The following is a 16004-nucleotide window of genomic DNA, read 5'->3' on the forward strand; positions in this document are numbered from 1 at the left end:
CCCCTCCGTTTCTATCGGCCGATGTGCAGGCGCAGGCCAAGCCAGTCCGGCAGGCCATGCGCGCTGATCTTTCGAGCCGTCTCCTGAGTGTCATAGGGCACGCGGATCATGCTGATCTCCGCTCGTTCCGTGTCGAGCAGTGCGAAGCATGCGGCCGGGTTGCCGTCGCGGGGCTGGCCGACCGCCCCGATCACGACGACATGGCGCCGGATTGCCGAAAGCGGCGCGGCGACGTGCGGCAGCGGCGAGAACCGCACCGGCTCGCGCCCGGGTAGCGCGTAATAGATCATCGGCACATGGGTGTGGCCGCACAGCACGAGCGGGGCATCGGTGGCGGCGAGGCATTCGCTGGCGGCCTTCTCCTGGCTGACATAGGGCCATTTTCCCGGCGTCCGCGCGCTGGCATGGACGAGCAGCATGCCGGGTAGTTCGGCCGAGAGCGGCAGCGTTGCAAGGAAAGCCAGATGCGCGGCCGAGAGCTGTTCGCGCGTCCACAGGATCGCGTCATGGGCATGCGGCGTCATCCCCGATGGGCCGGTGATGGCGGCCTCGTCGTGGTTGCCAAGCAGGCAGAGCGCGCCATCGGAGACCATGCGCTCGGCGGTCTCGATTGCGTAGACCGGATCGGGACCGTAGCCGACGAGGTCGCCGAGCAGCGCGATGCGGTCAGGCGCAAGGCGTTCGACCGCTGCGAGGACGGCTTCCGTCGCCTCGCGATTCGCGTGTAGGTCCGTCAGAACGGCGATGCGCATGGGCGGCAGGGTCGCGGGAAGGCTGGGCGATGATGTGGCAGGCCAAGCTGCCTCGCGCCATAGGCCTTTCGGCTCAGGCCGCGCGCAGGTCGGCCAGGAAATGCGTGACGAGGTCGCTGATCATTCCCGCCGAGGCCTCGACCTGTACCGCCGCGCTGTCGAGTTCGAGCGACATCTTGGTGACGTCGCCAATCGAGAGCCGCGCGGCCTGTGCCGAGGCGAGCCCTTCGCGCGTGCGTGTCGCGGCTTCCTGGGTGTCGGACGCCATGTCGCTGGTCGCCGTGGACTGCTCCTGGACGGTCCGGGCGATCGAGGCCGCGGATTGCTCCAGCCGCGCGATCGTCAGGCTGATCGAGTCGACATGGCGGACGCAGGATTCGGCGGCCGACTGGACCTGGGCGATCTGCGTCGAGATCTCGCCGGTCGCGCTGGCGGTCTGATGTGCCAGTGATTTGACCTCGCCGGCGACGACCGCAAAGCCTCGCCCGGCCGCTCCGGCCCGCGCCGCCTCGATGGTGGCATTGAGGGCGAGCAGGTTGGTCTTCGTCGCGATCTGTTCGATCAGCGTCACGATCGAGCCGATGCGGCCGGCCGCTTCCGCCAGGACCGCCATCGAGGCCGTGACCTCGCGCGTGTCGGCCACGGCCTGGCCGGTGACCGAGAAACTCTGCTGCGTTTCGCTGCTGACATGGTCGAGCGCGCTCACCAGATCGTTGGTAGCTGCCACGGTGCGGCTGATCCGGTCGGTGCAGTCGCGCGCGGCGTCCTCCGCCAGCGTCGCCTCGCGGTCGGCCTGGCCGCTGCGATAAAGGCTCGTCGCGGCGTAGTCCCGCAGCGCCGTGGCTGCGATCTGCAGGCTTTCCGACAATTGAGCGACATTGCCCTGGAAGGACGTGGCGGCGAGATGCAGTTCGTTCTCGCGCTGCGTCAGGCCGATACGGCTCGCGCGCTGATGGCAGGAGGTGGCGGCCAGCGCATCGGTGAGGATCAGGCGGGTCAGCGCGGCGGCGTCGTCGATGGCCTTGCGGCTGCTGAAGCGGCGCCGCCGGCCGATCTCCTGGAACAGCGGCTCGATCAGACGCAACGCCGTTCCAAGACGGGTGCGGATGCCCATCGCGTCGCCGAATTCGGTCTTCGCGGCCCGGTTCAGGTCGTCGGCGTAGTCGTTGCCGTACTCGGCCTTGAACAGCAGTTCGAAATGCCGCTGCTCGGCCTCGATGATCGGCTGACGATGCCGCTCGACATGCACTTTCATGTCTGCGACGGAGCGCGCGAGATGGTCGCAATAGGCGGTGCAGGCTTCGCCGGCATGTTTGGAGACAACCGGCAGCAATGCGCGCGCGACATTCCGCGCCCGCTCATCGACGCCCGAGGCGAGCAGGAGCTTGTCGATGGCCGCGCCCGTGATCGCGACGGGTTTGGCACGGGAGGAGGGGTGGCGGGGATCCTGGGACAATGTACGCCATAGCCGAGAAATGGGTCGGTTATGACGCTCTCATGAATCTCTTAAAGAATTTGAGGCGAAATTGAGCGGCTTTCTAGCCGCTAGGCTGCATCGAGCCCGTAGAGCGAATGCAGGGTCCGGACCGCGAGTTCGGTATAGGCGGCGTCGATCAGCACCGAGAACTTGATCTCGGAGGTCGTGATCGCGCGGATGTTGATGCCCTTCTCCGAGAGCGCCCGGAAGGCGCGCGCGGCGACGCCGGCATGGCTCCTCATCCCGACGCCGATGGCCGAGATCTTGACCACGTCGGTCGCGCCCTGCAGCGCCTGATAGTGGATCTGGCCGTGCAGGCTCTCCAGCAGGGTCCTGGAGCGCTCGTAATCGGCAGTCGGCACCGTGAAGGTGATGTCGGTGGTCGCCTGGTCGTCCGAGACGACCTGGATGATCATGTCGACATTGATGTTGGCGTCGGCGAGCGGGCCGAAGATGGCGGCCGCGACGCCGGGCTTGTCGGCTACGCGCCGGAGCGTGATCTGGGCTTCGTCGCGCGAGAACGCGATGCCGGTGACAATCTGCTGTTCCACGATGTCGTCCTCGTCGCAGATGAGGGTGCCTGGATTGGGATTGTTAGGGTCGTCGAAGGAGGAGCGTACATAGGTCGGCACGCGGTGGACCATGGCGATCTCGACCGAGCGCACCTGCAGCACCTTGGAGCCGAGCGAGGCCATTTCCAGCATCTCCTCGAAGGAGACCCTGTCCATGCGGCGCGCCTTGGGCACCACGCGCGGATCGGTCGTGTAGACGCCGTCGACATCGGTGTAGATGTCGCAGCGGTTGGCCTTGAGCCCGGCCGCGATTGCCACCGCCGAGGTGTCCGAGCCGCCGCGGCCGAGCGTGACCACGCGGTTGGACTGCGCATGCATGCCCTGGAAGCCCGAGCAGACCGCGATCTCGCGGTTGCGATCGAAGCCGGCCAGAATGCCGGCGCCGTCGACGCTCTCGATACGCGAGGAGCCATGGGCGTCCGAGCCGTAGATCGGGATCTGCCAGCCCTGCCAGGACCGGGCGGGCATTCCCATCTCTTGCAGGACAAGCGCCATCAGGCCCGACGTCACCTGCTCGCCCGACGCGACCACGACATCGTATTCGGCACGGTCGTAGAGCGCCGAGGCTTCCTTGCACCAGGCGACGAGCTCGTTGGTCTTGCCCGACATTGCCGATACGACGATCGCGATCTCGTTGCCGGCATCGAATTCGCGTTTGACGTGAAGCGCGGAGTTGCGAATGCGCTCGATCGTGGCGACGGACGTGCCGCCGAATTTCATCACCAGACGGGCCATGGCGGTCCAGAGGCTCTCATATCGTGGTCCCGGTCGAGCCGGGACGAAAGGTCACCCTCGCGCCTGGCGCGGGGCGGGTGTAGATGACGGGCAGCGGCCGGCCTGTCAATGCGAGGCACGCAACGGAACGCGGACGGAAGGCTAAGACCATGGCGGCGACGGCTCAGCGCGACGGCTCGACCCAGAACGATTCGACCATCGACCCCGCCGAGGTGGCGCGTTTCGAGGCGATGGCGAAGACCTGGTGGGACCCGAAGGGCCCGATGGCCGTGCTGCACAAGTTCAACCCGGTGCGGCTGACCTTCATCCGCGACCTCGCCTGCGCCCGCTTCGGCCGTGACCCCAAGACGATGCGGTCGCTGGAGGGGCTGACGCTGGTCGATATCGGCTGTGGCGGCGGCGTGCTCTGCGAGCCGCTGGCGCGGCTGGGCGCACAGGTGACAGGGCTCGACCCGGCGCCGACAAATATCAGCGTCGCCAAGTCCCACGCCGAGGTCAGCGGGCTTTTGATCGACTACCGTCAGCAGACCATCGAGGCGCTGGTCGCCGAAGGCGCCCGCTACGATATCGTGCTCGCCATGGAGGTGGTCGAGCACGTCTCGGACGTCGAGGCCTTCGTCGCGGCCTGCTGCGCGGCGGTGAGGCCGGGCGGGCTCCTCGTCATGGCAACGCTGAACCGCACGCTGAAATCCTATGCGCTGGCCATCGTCGGGGCCGAATATGTGCTGCGCTGGCTGCCGCGCGGCACGCATGACTGGGAGAAGTTCGTGACGCCCGGCGAACTCGGCGCGGCGATCGAGCGGGGCGGCCTCGATCTCGGCGAGAGCACCGGCGTCGTCTACAATCCGTTCTCGGACCGCTGGTCGGCCGCTCGCGACACGGACGTCAACTACATGCTCGCGGCGTATCGTCAGGCCTGACAGGGGAGCCTGCCGGGCGGCCGTTCAGAGCCAGCGCCTGACCGTCGTGATGATGATCAGCGTCGCGAGCCCTGCGCCCAACGCGACGAAGGCTGTGGTCGCGGCTGGATTCGTGCCGATCGTATAGCCCAGCTTGCGCCAGATCAGGGTGCCGACGATGGCGCCGATCAGGATCGTCAGGCCGTTGAGGATGATGCCGAAGGCGCCGTCGCGCAGCAGCATGTCGGAAATCCAGCCGAACAGCAGGACACCGACCCCGACAAAGGCCAGGAAGACAACCAGCTGCGGCGTCGACATGTCGGGCAGGCCGAGCATCAGGATCAGTGCGCGCATCGAAGACCCCCGAAATCATCGACGATGATATAGCATCGGCTCGTTAAAGGGATGCTGCATGAGGAACGCCGCCTGGTCGGCTTCGCGAGCGGCGCGCTTGCATGCGATCATTTTGCGCTGCGGTATAGTCCGATGGATGGATGGCGCGCCGCAGCATAAGATGCATGATCTCCGGCAATTCCGTCGGGCCGCAGGCGCGGATCGCAAACCGCCGGAGAAGCAGGGAGAGACGACCATGCCGAAACCGCAGGCCGCCGCGACACCACTCAAGGATCTCTACGAACTCGGCGAACTGCCGCCGCTCGGCCATGTCCCGGCCAGCATGTATGCCTGGACGATCCGCCGCGAGCGCCATGGCCCGCCGCAGGAGAGCTTCCAGGTCGAGGTGATCCCGACCTGGACGATCGGCGAGGAGGAGGTTCTGCTCCTCGTGATGGCAGGCGGGGTCAACTACAACGGCATCTGGGCGGGGCTCGGCCAGCCGATCTCGCCCTTCGACGTCCACAAGGGCGCGCTCCACGTCGCGGGCTCCGATTGCTCCGGCATCGTCTGGGCCGTCGGTTCCAAGGTCAAGCGCTGGAAGGTCGGCGACGAAGTCATCGTCCACTGCAACCAGGATGACGGCGACGACGAGGAGTGCAATGGCGGCGACCCGATGTTCTCGTCGTCCCAGCGCATCTGGGGTTACGAGACGCCGGACGGCTCCTTCGCGCAGTTCTGCCGTGTGCAGTCGCGGCAATTGATGCAGAAGCCCCGGCATTTGGCCTGGGAGGAGGCGGCCTGCTACACGCTGACGCTGGCCACCGCCTATCGCATGCTCTTCGGCCACGCCCCCCACACCATCAAGCCCGGCGACAACGTGCTGGTATGGGGGGCCTCGGGCGGCCTCGGCGTCTTCGGTGTGCAGCTCTGCGCCGCGTCGGGCGCCAACGCCATCGGCGTGATCTCCGACGAGACCAAGCGCGACTATGTGCTGGGGCTCGGCGCCAAGGGCGTGATCAACCGCAAGGATTTCAATTGCTGGGGCCAGATGCCCAAGGTGAACTCGCCCGAATACAACGACTGGACCAGGGAAGCCCGCAAGTTCGGCAAGGCGATCTGGGACATCACCGGCAAGAAGGACGTCGACATCGTCTTTGAACATCCCGGCGAGGCGACCTTCCCGGTCTCCTGCCTCGTCGCCAAGCGCGGCGGCATGATCGTCTTCTGCGCCGGCACCTCGGGCTTCAACATCACCTTCGACGCCCGCTATGTCTGGATGCGGCAGAAGCGCGTGCAGGGCTCGCATTTCGCCCATCTCAAACAGGCGAGCGCCGCCAACCAGTTCGTCATCGACCGCCGCGTCGATCCCTGCATGTCCGAGGTCTTCCCCTGGGACAAGATCCCGCTCGCCCATCACAAGATGTGGAAGAACGAGCACGCGCCCGGCAACATGGCCGTGCTGGTCTACGCGCCGCGAACGGGGTTGCGGACCTATGAGGACGTGGCCGAGGCGCTGGCGGGGTAGGGTATCGTCAGGCGGAGCGCTTCAAAGCCGCCTTGCCTGCCGCCTGCTCGATGAAAGCGGAGCGGCTGACGCCTTTCGCGCGTGCGGCTTCGTCGATCTTCCGCAGTACGCCGCGATCCAGCATGACATTCACGCGCTCCTTGGGTGCGGCGATCTCGTCGAGCGGGATGAGAGCCGGCATGGGAGCGAGGGGAGCGCTGACCTCGGCGAGGTAATCTGGATCCCGATTCAATTCGACATAACTGCGACTTGCCGGGACGTCCTCGCCATCGGCGCGCAGTGCGGCGACATGCCCGGCCAGAGCCTGTCGAGCATTGTGCTGCGCCTCCTCGAAGGTCGCTCCCGACGACACGCAACCCGGCAAGTCGGGGAATGTGACGCCCCACTCGGAGCCGTTTTCCGGCTGATGGATCAAGGCGAAATATGCGCCTGGCATCTGTGTCTCCCTAGATTGACCGCCAACTCCGGACATCTCAAGCCAGGCCCGCCTGACGCTTGACGGATTTCACCGTCTTGGGATGCATATCCCTAACCGGATGGGGCAGCGTGACCTTGCCGGGCTTGGTCGGATGCTTGAAGTGATGGTGGCTGCCCGTCACGGAATGCAGCGCCCAGCCATCGCGTTCGAGCTCCTTGATCAAGTCCCGAGAATGCATCGACCTGATCCTGATGATGTGTAAAGATAACACACGCAGAGATCGCCGATCAAGCGGTTCCTATACGAGGCTCGCCGTGGCGGACGGCCAAATCCAACGGCGAGCGGGTCCGGCTTGCATCTCACTGCGATAACACTTAATCATTCGGTAAAGTAATGATCCGAACGAGGTGGCGATGTCGCTCCAGCTCTATGCGCACCCCTTTTCCTCCTATTGCCAGAAGGTGCTCGTCGCCCTCTACGAGAACGGCACGCCGTTCGCGTATCGGGTGCTCGGCCCCGACGATGCCAAGGCCGGCGAGGAGCTCGCCGCGCTCTGGCCGTTGAAGCGCTTCCCGGTGCTGGTCGATGGCAAGGAGACAATCCTCGAATCGACCGTCATCATCGAGCATCTCTCCCTTGCGCATCCTGGCCGCAACGGGTTGCTCCCGACCGACGCGAAGGCGGCACTGCCGGTCAGGATGATGGACCGGTTCTTCGACAATTACGTCATGACGCCGATGCAGCGCATCGTCTTCGACCATATCCGCGAGCCCAAGGACCGCGACCCCTACGGCGTCGCCGAGGCACGCGCGATGCTGGACGCCGCCTATCAATGGCTCGACGGCAGGCTGGCGTCGCGCGAATGGGCCTGCGGCAGCGATTTCGGCATGGCCGACTGCGCCGCGGCGCCCGCGCTGTTCTACGCCGATTGGGTCCACGAGATCGACGTAGCATTCCCCAACACCCGCGCCTACCGGGCGCGGCTGCTGGCGCGCCCGTCCTTCGCGCGGGCGGTCGACGAGGCGCGGCCTTTCCGCAGCTGGTTCCCGCCTGGCGCGCCTGACCGCGACTGAGGCGGTCCACGGACTGTCTCCCGCCATCCGGACATGGCGGGCGGGCGCGCAAGCGCTGTCACGGGCACGGGAAGCCATGTAGAGCATCGCGCTCGCAAAGGCGTCCCATGTTCTCATCGCCCGTCTTCCTCAGCGCCGTCCCGCTGATCTTCACCTTCCTCTGGTCGTCGGGGTGGATCGTCGCGGGCTATTCGGCGCAATATGCCGATCCGCTGACCTTTCTGGCCGTGCGCTTTGCCAGCGCGGCGATTTTGCTCGCCGCACTCTCCCTCGCCGTGAAGGCGCCCTGGCCCGCGACGCCGCGGGCCTGGATCGATTGCATCGTCACCGGCGTCCTGCTCCACGCCATCTATCTCTGCGGCGTCTGGTGGGCGGTGCGCCATGGCCTGCCGGCCGGCATCTCCGGCTTGATCGCAGGGCTCCAGCCGATCCTGACTGCGATGCTGGCGCCGGCGCTTGTCGGCGAGCGCATCTCGCTGGTTCGCTGGGCGGGGATCGCCTGCGGCTTCGTCGGCATCGCGCTCGTGCTGGAGCCCAAGCTGGTCGGGGTCGATCCGGTCGCGCTGTGGGGCATCCTGCTGCCAGTGGTGGTCAACATCGTAGGCATGTTTGCCGTGACCTTCGGTTCCTTCTACCAGAAGGCCCGCATCGTCTCCGGCGACCTGCGCACGGTCACGACGATCCAGTATGCCGCCGCTTTCCTGTTCACAGCTCCGCTGGCTTTCGCACTGGAGCCGATGAGGATCGAGTGGAACCTGACCATGGCTCTGGTGCTGGGCTGGTCGGTGCTGGCGCTCTCGCTCGGCGGCATCGGGCTGTACCTCGTCATCCTGCGCCGGGGCGAGGTCTCGCGCATTGCCACCTTCCTCTATCTCGTCCCGGCGCTGGTGGCGCTCGAGGCCTGGCTGCTGTTCGGCGAGACGATGTCGCTGATCCAGCTTGCCGGCATGGCGCTGACCATCGCCGGCGTCGTCCTGGCGAGCCGGAAGTAGCGCGGCGGTCGCGTCTTCCGCCAAAAGAGTCATTTCTGGTTTCAAGAACCCGCCCTATGCTGCGTCGCAACAAGGGAGGGAAAACCATGAGCGCCCAAGCCGCCGCCGCTTCGTCCGCCGCCGCATCGCAGATGCCGACCAGCGCCGTGGCGTTGATCGAGGCGGCACTGCCGGGTTTTGAGACCCTGCTGCAGGAGGCCATCGCTGCCGTCCGTGAGAAGGTCACGGCCGAGGGCAAGATCTCCTCGGCCCTGCTGGAGGAGCAGCAGCACGCTGCCCATGGCCTCGCCTGGCTGGCGACCTATGTCATGGCGCTGCGCGAGCTGAAGGCCTATGGCGAGCGCCTCGCAATGGAGGACCGCTACGGCGCGATCGAGGACTACGCCATCCGGATCGGCGCCGGCGAATATGCCGCGCAGATCTTCGGCGGCATTCCGATGAGCCAGAACGAGATCGTCCGGCTGGCCGCGCTCGGCTTGTCCGCGAAGGCCGTTGCTGCAGCCCGGACCGAGGCGGCTGACACGCTGATCGCTGAAGGCAACACGCCGGAGAACCGCGCACGCCTGGTCGCCCTGTTCAGCCAGGATGACGGTGCGGCGGGCGTCGGCGATCCCGGCCTCGACGAGACCCTTGAAGCGATCCGCTCCGAGATGCGCCGCTTTTGCGCCGCCGAGGTCACGCCCCATGCCCATGAGTGGCACCTGAAGAATGACTACATCCCGATGGCGGTGGTCGAGAAGATGGCCGAGCTCGGCGTCTTCGGCCTGACCATTCCCGAGGAGTTCGGCGGCATGGGCCTGTCCAAGGTCTCGATGTGCGTCGTCTCCGAGGAACTCTCGCGCGGCTATATCGGCGTCGGCTCGCTCGGCACCCGCTCCGAGATCGCGGCTGAACTGATCCTCTGCGGCGGTACCGCCGAACAGAAGGAGAAGTGGCTGCCGAAGTTGGCCTCGGGCGAGCTTTTGCCCACCGCTGTCTTCACCGAACCCAACACCGGCTCCGACCTCGCCAGCCTGCGGACGCGGGCGGTCAAGGACGGAGACGTCTGGAAGGTCTCCGGCAACAAGACCTGGATCACCCATCCCGTCCGCGCGGACATCATGACGCTGCTGGTCCGCACCGATCCCGACGCTGCCGGCTATCGCGGCCTGTCCATGCTGATCGCCGAGAAGCCGCGCGGAACCGATGCCGATCCGTTCCCGGTCGAAGGTCTCACCGGAGGCGAGATCGAGGTGCTCGGCTATCGCGGCATGAAGGAATACGAACTCGCCTTCGACGGTTTCGAGGTCAAGGCGGAAAACCTGCTCGGCGGCGTCGAGGGGCAGGGCTTCAAGCAGCTCATGCAGACCTTCGAGGCCGCCCGCATCCAGACCGCGGCGCGCGCCGTCGGCGTTGCGCAATCGGCCTTCGATCTCGGCCTGCGCTATGCCAGGGAGCGCGTCCAGTTTGGCAAGAAGCTGATCGCCTTCCCCCGCGTCGCCGACAAGCTGGCGATGATGGCGGCCGAAATCCTGATTGCCCGCCAGCTTACCTATTTCGCCGCCCGCGAGAAGGACGCTGAGCGTCGCTGCGATCTCGAAGCCGGCATGGCCAAGCTGCTAGGGGCCCGCGTTGCCTGGGCCGCCGCCGACAACGCCCTGCAGATCCATGGCGGCAACGGCTTCGCGCTGGAATACCCGATCAGCCGCGTGCTCTGCGACGCCCGCATCCTCAACATCTTCGAGGGCGCCGCCGAGATCCAGGCGCAGGTCATCGCAAGGCGGCTGGTCGAGGGCTGAGGTCATCAGACGGCAATAATTTCGACATGATGGCCCTGCTTCTCTCGCTTCGCCGATCACGGCACGAGAGTATCAGGATCATTCCATGTCGAAACGTGCAGCCACCCTGTTCCTTGGATCGGCGCTTCTCTGTGCCACGACGGTGCTGTCGGCCACTGCCATGGCGCAACAGGGCCCGGCCCAGCCTTCGCCCCGGATCAGCGTCAGCGGAGAGGGCGAGGTCAGCGTGGCCCCCGATATGGCAATCCTCAATTTCTCGGTGCTGCGCGAGGCCGATACGGCGCGCGAGGCTCTGAGCGCCAGCAGCGAGGCGATGAAGCAGGTGCTCGGCGCCCTGAAGGCGGCCGGCATCGCCGAGCGCGACCTGCAGACCGCAGGCCTGAGCATCCAGCCGCGCTATACGCAAGCAGGCCCGCAGGCGAAGCCCCAGGCGCCGAAGATCAGCGGCTATGCCGCCAGCAACGCCCTGACCGTCCGCATCCGCGATCTTTCCGCGGTCGGAGCCATTCTCGACAAGGCTATCGGCCTCGGCGTCAACCAGGGCGGCGACATCAGCTTCGTCAATGACGACCTCAAGCCCAGCCTGACGGAGGCCCGCAAACGCGCCGTCACTGATGCCATGGAGCGAGCCCGCACGCTGGCCGATGCCGCTGGCGTCAAGCTCGGCCGTATCCTTTCGATCGAGGAGCAATCCTTGCGTCCCGGCCCGATGCCAATGGCCAAAATGATGCGGGCGGCGTCTGCGGACAGCTCTGTTCCCGTGGAGCGCGGCGAGAACAGCTACAGCACGGCCGTGAACGTGGTCTTCGAGATCGTCCCGTAGGTAACCGGCCGGCCACCGGCGGTTGATGCTCGCTGCGGTTGAGTGCGCGATTGAATACGCAGTAAATTCATAATTTCGCTGTTTCATGTCCGGTGCTGCACCACGCCGGCCGGGGAATCCGCGGGAATGCTTCTGATTACCGATCGCTTCGACGAAAGCCGCGACCTTGCGCGCCGTCTCGGCGTGTGGGGACCATGCCGGGTCATCTCGCTCGAGCGACAGGGGGACGGGCCTGTTACGGAGGCACAGATCGTCGTCAGCGACGTCGATCTCGCACAGCGGCATTCTGTCGAGGCGATGCGCGCCGCATTGACCCGCCATCGGGGCAGGAGTGCGCCCTATCTCTGCCTGCTGCGGGACATGACCGCCCGTTCGACGATCCAGGCCCGCGCCATCGGCGCGAGCGAGGTCCTGTCGGCGGATACGCAGGCCTCGCAGCTTCTGAAGACCATCGAGCAGCTCCTGCATGAGGGTGACGGCGCCGACCCCGTCAGGGGGACCGTGGCCTTCACCCGCGCCCATCTCGCGACGGCGGCGGCGTCGCTCGCCGACATGCTCGAATCGGCTTCCGCCGGCAGGCCGATCGCGCTTCGCGCCGTCGAGGCTTCGGTCGAGGCGATCGACCAGGCAGCCGGCGCCAGCGCAATCGGCGACTGGCTCCAGGTGGTCTGGAGCTATGACGACCTGACCTATCAGCACTGCATGCTCGTCGCGGGCCTTGCCGCGAGCTTTGCCCATCAGCTCGGCTTTTCAACTGAGGACCGCAAGCTCGTGACGCGGGCCGCCGTGCTGCACGACATCGGCAAGGCACGGATTCCGCTCGATATCCTGCACAAGCCCGGCGCGCTCGACGATGCCGAGCAGGCGGTGATGCGCACCCATCCCGCGATCGGCCACGCGATGCTGCTCGCCCAGGGCGGCTTCCGGCCCGAAATCCTCGCCGCCGTGCGCTCCCATCACGAATATCTCGACGGATCCGGCTATCCGGACGGGCTCGGCAGCAGCCAGATCTCGGACCTCGTGCGGATGATCACGATCTGCGACATCTACGCCGCGCTGATCGAGCGGCGCAGCTACAAGCCCGCCATGGTGCCCGACCAGGCCTATGAGATCCTCGTGCTGATGGGCGGCAAGCTGGACGCGGCCCTGGTGCGGGCGTTCCAGCAGGTCGTGCTGAAGACGGCGCAGGCGGCCTGAAGGGCCACGGGCCGCTACTTCCGGCCCGGCAGGACGATCGCCGGGTCGATCGCCGCGCCCATAATGAGATAGCCGGTCCGGTTGGGATGCAGCTTGTCGCCGGGGCCGCCGGTGGTGGAATCCGGCACGAATTCGGTCTTGAGGCCGCCGGTCGAGGCATCGAGCGTTGCCGCGTCGAAATCGGCCACTGCGTCGAAGTTTCCCGGCGCCCGGATGAAGGCATTGAGGCCCTTGCGCTTCTCGTCCTGCTCGGCGAAGCCGTGGGCCGGGCTCGTGCTGCCGAGCGCACTGACCAGGGTGGCACCGACCACCCGGATGCCCTTGGCCTTCAGCCGGGCAACGCCGTCGCGCATTCCGGCTGTCACGGCCTCGAGCGAGGCATTGCCGTTCTTGCTGAAATCATTGATCCCTTCGAGCCAGATCACGCTGGTCACCCCGGACAGCGACAGCACGTCGCGCTCCAGCCGCTGCACGGCGGCAGGCCCTCCCGGGAAGGGCTTGCTCGGCCCATATTCAGCGGGCCCGGCCACCTGATTGCCGCCGATTCCGGCGTTGAGAACGGCGGCCTTGTTGATGCCGAGCGCTTGTGTGAGGCGCCGCGCCAGCACGTCCGGCCAGCGATCATCGCCGTTCATTGTCGAGGCGGTGCCGTCAGTGATCGAATCGCCGAAGCCGACGATGACCGGCGTCTCGGCCGGCGCGCGCATATCGAGCGCGTCGAGGAAGAACCAGGAGGCGGTGGCGTAGGGGAATCCGGTCTCGGCCTCCTCGGCGCCCTTCGCGCCGCTGGCGGGCGCGCCGACATAGGAGGTCTGAAGCGCCTTGGCATGCCATGTCATCGGCCCGCTCTCGCCCGCGATGTGAAACGAAATCGCGAGCTTGCGGCCCTGTAGCAGGGGCGATGCAGGTTCACTGGCGAAAGGCAGATCGGTCGTATCGCTCCAGACAGAGGCCCCGGGCTCCAGCACCACCGAGCTTTTGCCGCCGAAGCTGAGCGGCCGGTTCGTACCGGGAACGACAGCGGCCGAGCCGAACTGCAGGCCGATATGCGCGCCCTCGACGGTGATCGGCTTGGTTCCGAAGGCGTTGCTCAGGCGAATGCGTGCCTGCGGTCCCCACAACGTCGGCTTCACGATCAGCCGGAAGCTCTGGTCTCGCGCGCCCGCTTTCGCATCGGGAAAAGCAAAACGCTGGTCCGGCTGGGCGCTGGGGTTGCCAACGGGGTAGGGGCCATGGGCGGAAGCCGCCCAACTCGTCTTCCAGGGAAGCACCGTTTGCGCGGTCGCGGCGCCCGCGAGGCCGAGTGCGAATGTCATAGCGATCAGGGCCAGTCTCAGCATGTCGATCCTCCCGTTTTATTTTGCAGGGAGGATCGCGCGCCGACGGGCGCCAGGCAAGTCCTTGCTCGGCAAGCTCTTGCCCGGCCGGTCAGCTCCGCAGCCGGTACTTCGCGAAGCCCTCGCCGCCATCGCCCACAGCCTCGGCCTTGAGGCCATCGGGCAACTTCCCGGCCGCGGCGGGGGAGGTGACGAAGGTCGCCTCGACGCTGGCCGGCAGGGGCGCGATCGACCAGTTGCCATCGGCTTTCGGCTCGATCGAGCCCTTCGAGAGGATGTAGCGCACGATCACGTCGCGGTTGAGGTCGGGCGCCTCCAGCACCACCGTCGTCTTCGTGCCCGGGAAGTTGCCGCCCCCCGAGGCGCGGTAATTGTTGGTGACCACGAGGAACTCGGCCGCCTTGTCGATCGGCTTGCCCTCATAGGCGAGGTCGACGATGCGGCGTGCGTCTGGCGCGACGAGCTTGCCGTCGCCGTCATAGCGCGAGGCCTGCGTGACATCGATCTTGTAGGTGACGCCGTCGATCACGTCGAAATTGAACGCCGGGAAGCCCGGATTGATCAAGGGCTGCTCAGCCGTTTTGGCCGCGTCGATGCGGTTGAAGATACCGGCCGAGCGCTCCAGCCATTCGGCGACCTGCGCGCCCGTGACCTTCACGATCTGGACCGTGTTCGGATAGAGATAGATGTCCGCGACGTTCTTGATGGCGATCGGTCCCGCCGGAATGTCGGTGAAGAAAGCAGGCCCCGCCCGCCCGCCGGATTTGAACGGCGCGGCCGCCGACAGGATCGGCAGCGCCTTCCACTGCGTCTGCGCCATCAGCCCCTTGGCATAGGCGATCTGCGCCTCGGCGACGATCTGCACGGACGGGTCGTCGGCAACCAGCGCGAAGAACGAGTTGATCGGCGATGCGGTCTTGCCGACCGGCTCGCGCATATAGAGCAGCGTCGCCTCGTGGTCGGCCTTGACCGCGGCGAGCACGGCGGGCTCGGCTGAGGCCTTCGGCACGATCTTACGGTCGGGCGTGCGCTCGAAGATCGGCTTCGGCTCGACCTTGAACGACGCGACCTGCCAGCGTTCGCCGCGCTTCTCGAGTTCAAGGTCGACGATGCCGAGATGCGAGCCCCAGAAGCCGGGCTGGCAGGCCGGCTTGCCGTGCAGCGTGCCCTTGACGTTATCGACGCCGGCGATGCCGTCGAAGGCCTTGCCGCCGGGGAAGACCAGATGCTGGTGGCCGGTCAGGATGACGTCGATGCCGTCGAGCGCGGCGAGGTGCAGCGCCGCGTTCTCCTCCATGCCCTTGCGCTCGCCGCCCGCTATGCCGGAATGACAGAGCGCGATGACGAGGTCGGGGCCGGCCTTCAGAAGCTCCGGCAGATGCTTGTGGGCGGCGTTGACGATGTCGGAAGCGGTGACCTTGCCCTCGAGATTGGCCTTGTCCCACTGCATGATCTGCGGCGGCACGAAGCCGATCACCCCGATCTTGAGGACATGTTGCTGCCCGGCTTCGTCCTCCAGGCTGTGTTCGAACAGTCGCCAGGGATCGACCAGCGGATAGCCGCCGATCTTCTCGACATTGGCGCAGACCAGCGGGAACTCGGCCCGGGTCAGCCCGTTGTCGAGGAAATCGAGTCCGTAATTGAACTCGTGATTGCCGAGCGTGCCGCAGACATAAGGCAGCGCGTTCATCGCAGCCAGCATGGGATGCGTCTCGCCGGCCTTGAGCCCCTTCTTGTAGGCGATGTAGTCGCCGAGCGACGAGCCCTGCAGGAAGTCGCCATTGTCGAAGAGCAGGCTGTTCTTGACCTCGGCCTGAGCCGCCTTGATCAGGCTCGCGGTCTTGGCGAGGCCGACCGTGTCGTCGGCCGCGTCGCGGAAATAGTCGTAAGGCACGACATTGACGTGCAGATCGGTGGTCTCCAGCACCCGCAGCTTCAGCCGGGCGGGCGTCTGAGCGGCCAGACCCGAGGGCAGGGCGGCTGCGGCCCCCATTACGGCTGCGGCCTTCAGCGTGTCACGGCGGTTGAAACGGGGTTCGCGTGCCATGGCCTGCTCCTGATGGTGATGCCGCGATACGGAAGCTAGCATT

The 16004-nt window shown here is 66.4% G+C and carries 15 protein-coding genes; 7 read left to right on the forward strand and 8 right to left on the reverse strand.

All coding sequences use genetic code 11. From position 1 onward, the window contains the following. Positions 1 to 11: 11 nt before the first annotated feature. The 3 genes from AC1DYU_RS16190 to AC1DYU_RS16200 form a co-directional block, all read right to left on the reverse strand. Positions 12 to 752 carry a metallophosphoesterase family protein gene (locus AC1DYU_RS16190; RefSeq protein WP_476792525.1) on the reverse strand — a complete coding sequence of 247 codons (741 nt, stop codon included), beginning with the start codon at positions 750 to 752 and terminating at the stop codon, positions 12 to 14. 73 nt (positions 753 to 825) lie between these two features. Then, the gene (locus AC1DYU_RS16195; RefSeq protein ID WP_476792526.1) at positions 826 to 2208 is read right to left on the reverse strand and encodes a methyl-accepting chemotaxis protein; all 1383 of its coding nucleotides are present in this window, start codon (positions 2206 to 2208) and stop codon (positions 826 to 828) included. Between the two features lie 89 nt (positions 2209 to 2297). Then, positions 2298 to 3536 (reverse strand): aspartate kinase, encoded by a 1239-nt coding sequence (locus AC1DYU_RS16200; RefSeq protein ID WP_158487110.1) that lies wholly within the window; start codon positions 3534 to 3536, stop codon positions 2298 to 2300. A gap of 149 nt (positions 3537 to 3685) precedes the next feature. Between AC1DYU_RS16200 and ubiG the strand changes: the two genes are divergently transcribed. After that, positions 3686 to 4456, forward strand: a complete 771-nt coding sequence (gene ubiG / locus AC1DYU_RS16205) for a bifunctional 2-polyprenyl-6-hydroxyphenol methylase/3-demethylubiquinol 3-O-methyltransferase UbiG (RefSeq protein WP_158487109.1) — start codon at positions 3686 to 3688, stop codon at positions 4454 to 4456. 24 nt (positions 4457 to 4480) lie between these two features. On the opposite strand, the gene AC1DYU_RS16210 is transcribed toward ubiG, so the two are convergent. Next, positions 4481 to 4789, reverse strand: coding sequence for a hypothetical protein (locus AC1DYU_RS16210; RefSeq protein ID WP_158487108.1), 309 nt, complete (start codon positions 4787 to 4789; stop codon positions 4481 to 4483). 235 nt (positions 4790 to 5024) lie between these two features. Here AC1DYU_RS16210 and ccrA point away from each other — a divergent pair, with 235 nt between their 5' ends. After that, the gene (gene ccrA, locus AC1DYU_RS16215) at positions 5025 to 6296 is read left to right on the forward strand and encodes a crotonyl-CoA carboxylase/reductase (protein WP_476792527.1); all 1272 of its coding nucleotides are present in this window, start codon (positions 5025 to 5027) and stop codon (positions 6294 to 6296) included. A gap of 7 nt (positions 6297 to 6303) precedes the next feature. Here the strand turns inward: ccrA and AC1DYU_RS16220 are convergent, their stop codons facing one another. Further along, positions 6304 to 6732 (reverse strand): type II toxin-antitoxin system HicB family antitoxin, encoded by a 429-nt coding sequence (locus tag AC1DYU_RS16220; RefSeq protein ID WP_476792528.1) that lies wholly within the window; start codon positions 6730 to 6732, stop codon positions 6304 to 6306. 37 nt (positions 6733 to 6769) lie between these two features. Beyond that, positions 6770 to 6952: a type II toxin-antitoxin system HicA family toxin gene (locus tag AC1DYU_RS16225; protein ID WP_476792529.1), complete on the reverse strand. Its 183-nt coding sequence runs from the start codon at positions 6950 to 6952 to the stop codon at positions 6770 to 6772. Positions 6953 to 7127: 175 nt separating this feature from the next. On the opposite strand from AC1DYU_RS16225, the gene AC1DYU_RS16230 reads away from it, so the two are divergent. The 5 genes from AC1DYU_RS16230 to AC1DYU_RS16250 all read left to right on the forward strand — a co-directional run bounded on the left by AC1DYU_RS16230 (position 7128) and on the right by AC1DYU_RS16250 (position 12577). Continuing rightward, positions 7128 to 7787 carry a glutathione S-transferase family protein gene (locus tag AC1DYU_RS16230; RefSeq protein WP_476792530.1) on the forward strand — a complete coding sequence of 220 codons (660 nt, stop codon included), beginning with the start codon at positions 7128 to 7130 and terminating at the stop codon, positions 7785 to 7787. A 107-nt stretch (positions 7788 to 7894) separates the two neighbouring features. Continuing rightward, positions 7895 to 8779 carry a DMT family transporter gene (locus tag AC1DYU_RS16235; RefSeq protein ID WP_476792531.1) on the forward strand — a complete coding sequence of 295 codons (885 nt, stop codon included), beginning with the start codon at positions 7895 to 7897 and terminating at the stop codon, positions 8777 to 8779. Between the two features lie 86 nt (positions 8780 to 8865). Beyond that, positions 8866 to 10557: an acyl-CoA dehydrogenase family protein gene (locus AC1DYU_RS16240; protein WP_476792532.1), complete on the forward strand. Its 1692-nt coding sequence runs from the start codon at positions 8866 to 8868 to the stop codon at positions 10555 to 10557. Between the two features lie 85 nt (positions 10558 to 10642). Further along, complete coding sequence (locus AC1DYU_RS16245) at positions 10643 to 11380, forward strand: SIMPL domain-containing protein (RefSeq protein WP_476792533.1); 738 nt, start codon at positions 10643 to 10645, stop codon at positions 11378 to 11380. 126 nt (positions 11381 to 11506) lie between these two features. Next, positions 11507 to 12577: an HD-GYP domain-containing protein gene (locus AC1DYU_RS16250; protein WP_476792534.1), complete on the forward strand. Its 1071-nt coding sequence runs from the start codon at positions 11507 to 11509 to the stop codon at positions 12575 to 12577. A gap of 14 nt (positions 12578 to 12591) precedes the next feature. On the opposite strand, the gene AC1DYU_RS16255 is transcribed toward AC1DYU_RS16250, so the two are convergent. Both AC1DYU_RS16255 and AC1DYU_RS16260 read right to left on the reverse strand, forming a co-directional pair. Beyond that, complete coding sequence (locus tag AC1DYU_RS16255; protein ID WP_476792535.1) at positions 12592 to 13917, reverse strand: GDSL-type esterase/lipase family protein; 1326 nt, start codon at positions 13915 to 13917, stop codon at positions 12592 to 12594. 88 nt (positions 13918 to 14005) lie between these two features. Then, the gene (locus AC1DYU_RS16260) at positions 14006 to 15961 is read right to left on the reverse strand and encodes a bifunctional 2',3'-cyclic-nucleotide 2'-phosphodiesterase/3'-nucleotidase (RefSeq protein ID WP_476792536.1); all 1956 of its coding nucleotides are present in this window, start codon (positions 15959 to 15961) and stop codon (positions 14006 to 14008) included. Positions 15962 to 16004 lie beyond the last annotated feature (43 nt).

Source organism: Allobosea sp. P2_B12, assembly GCF_056404835.1.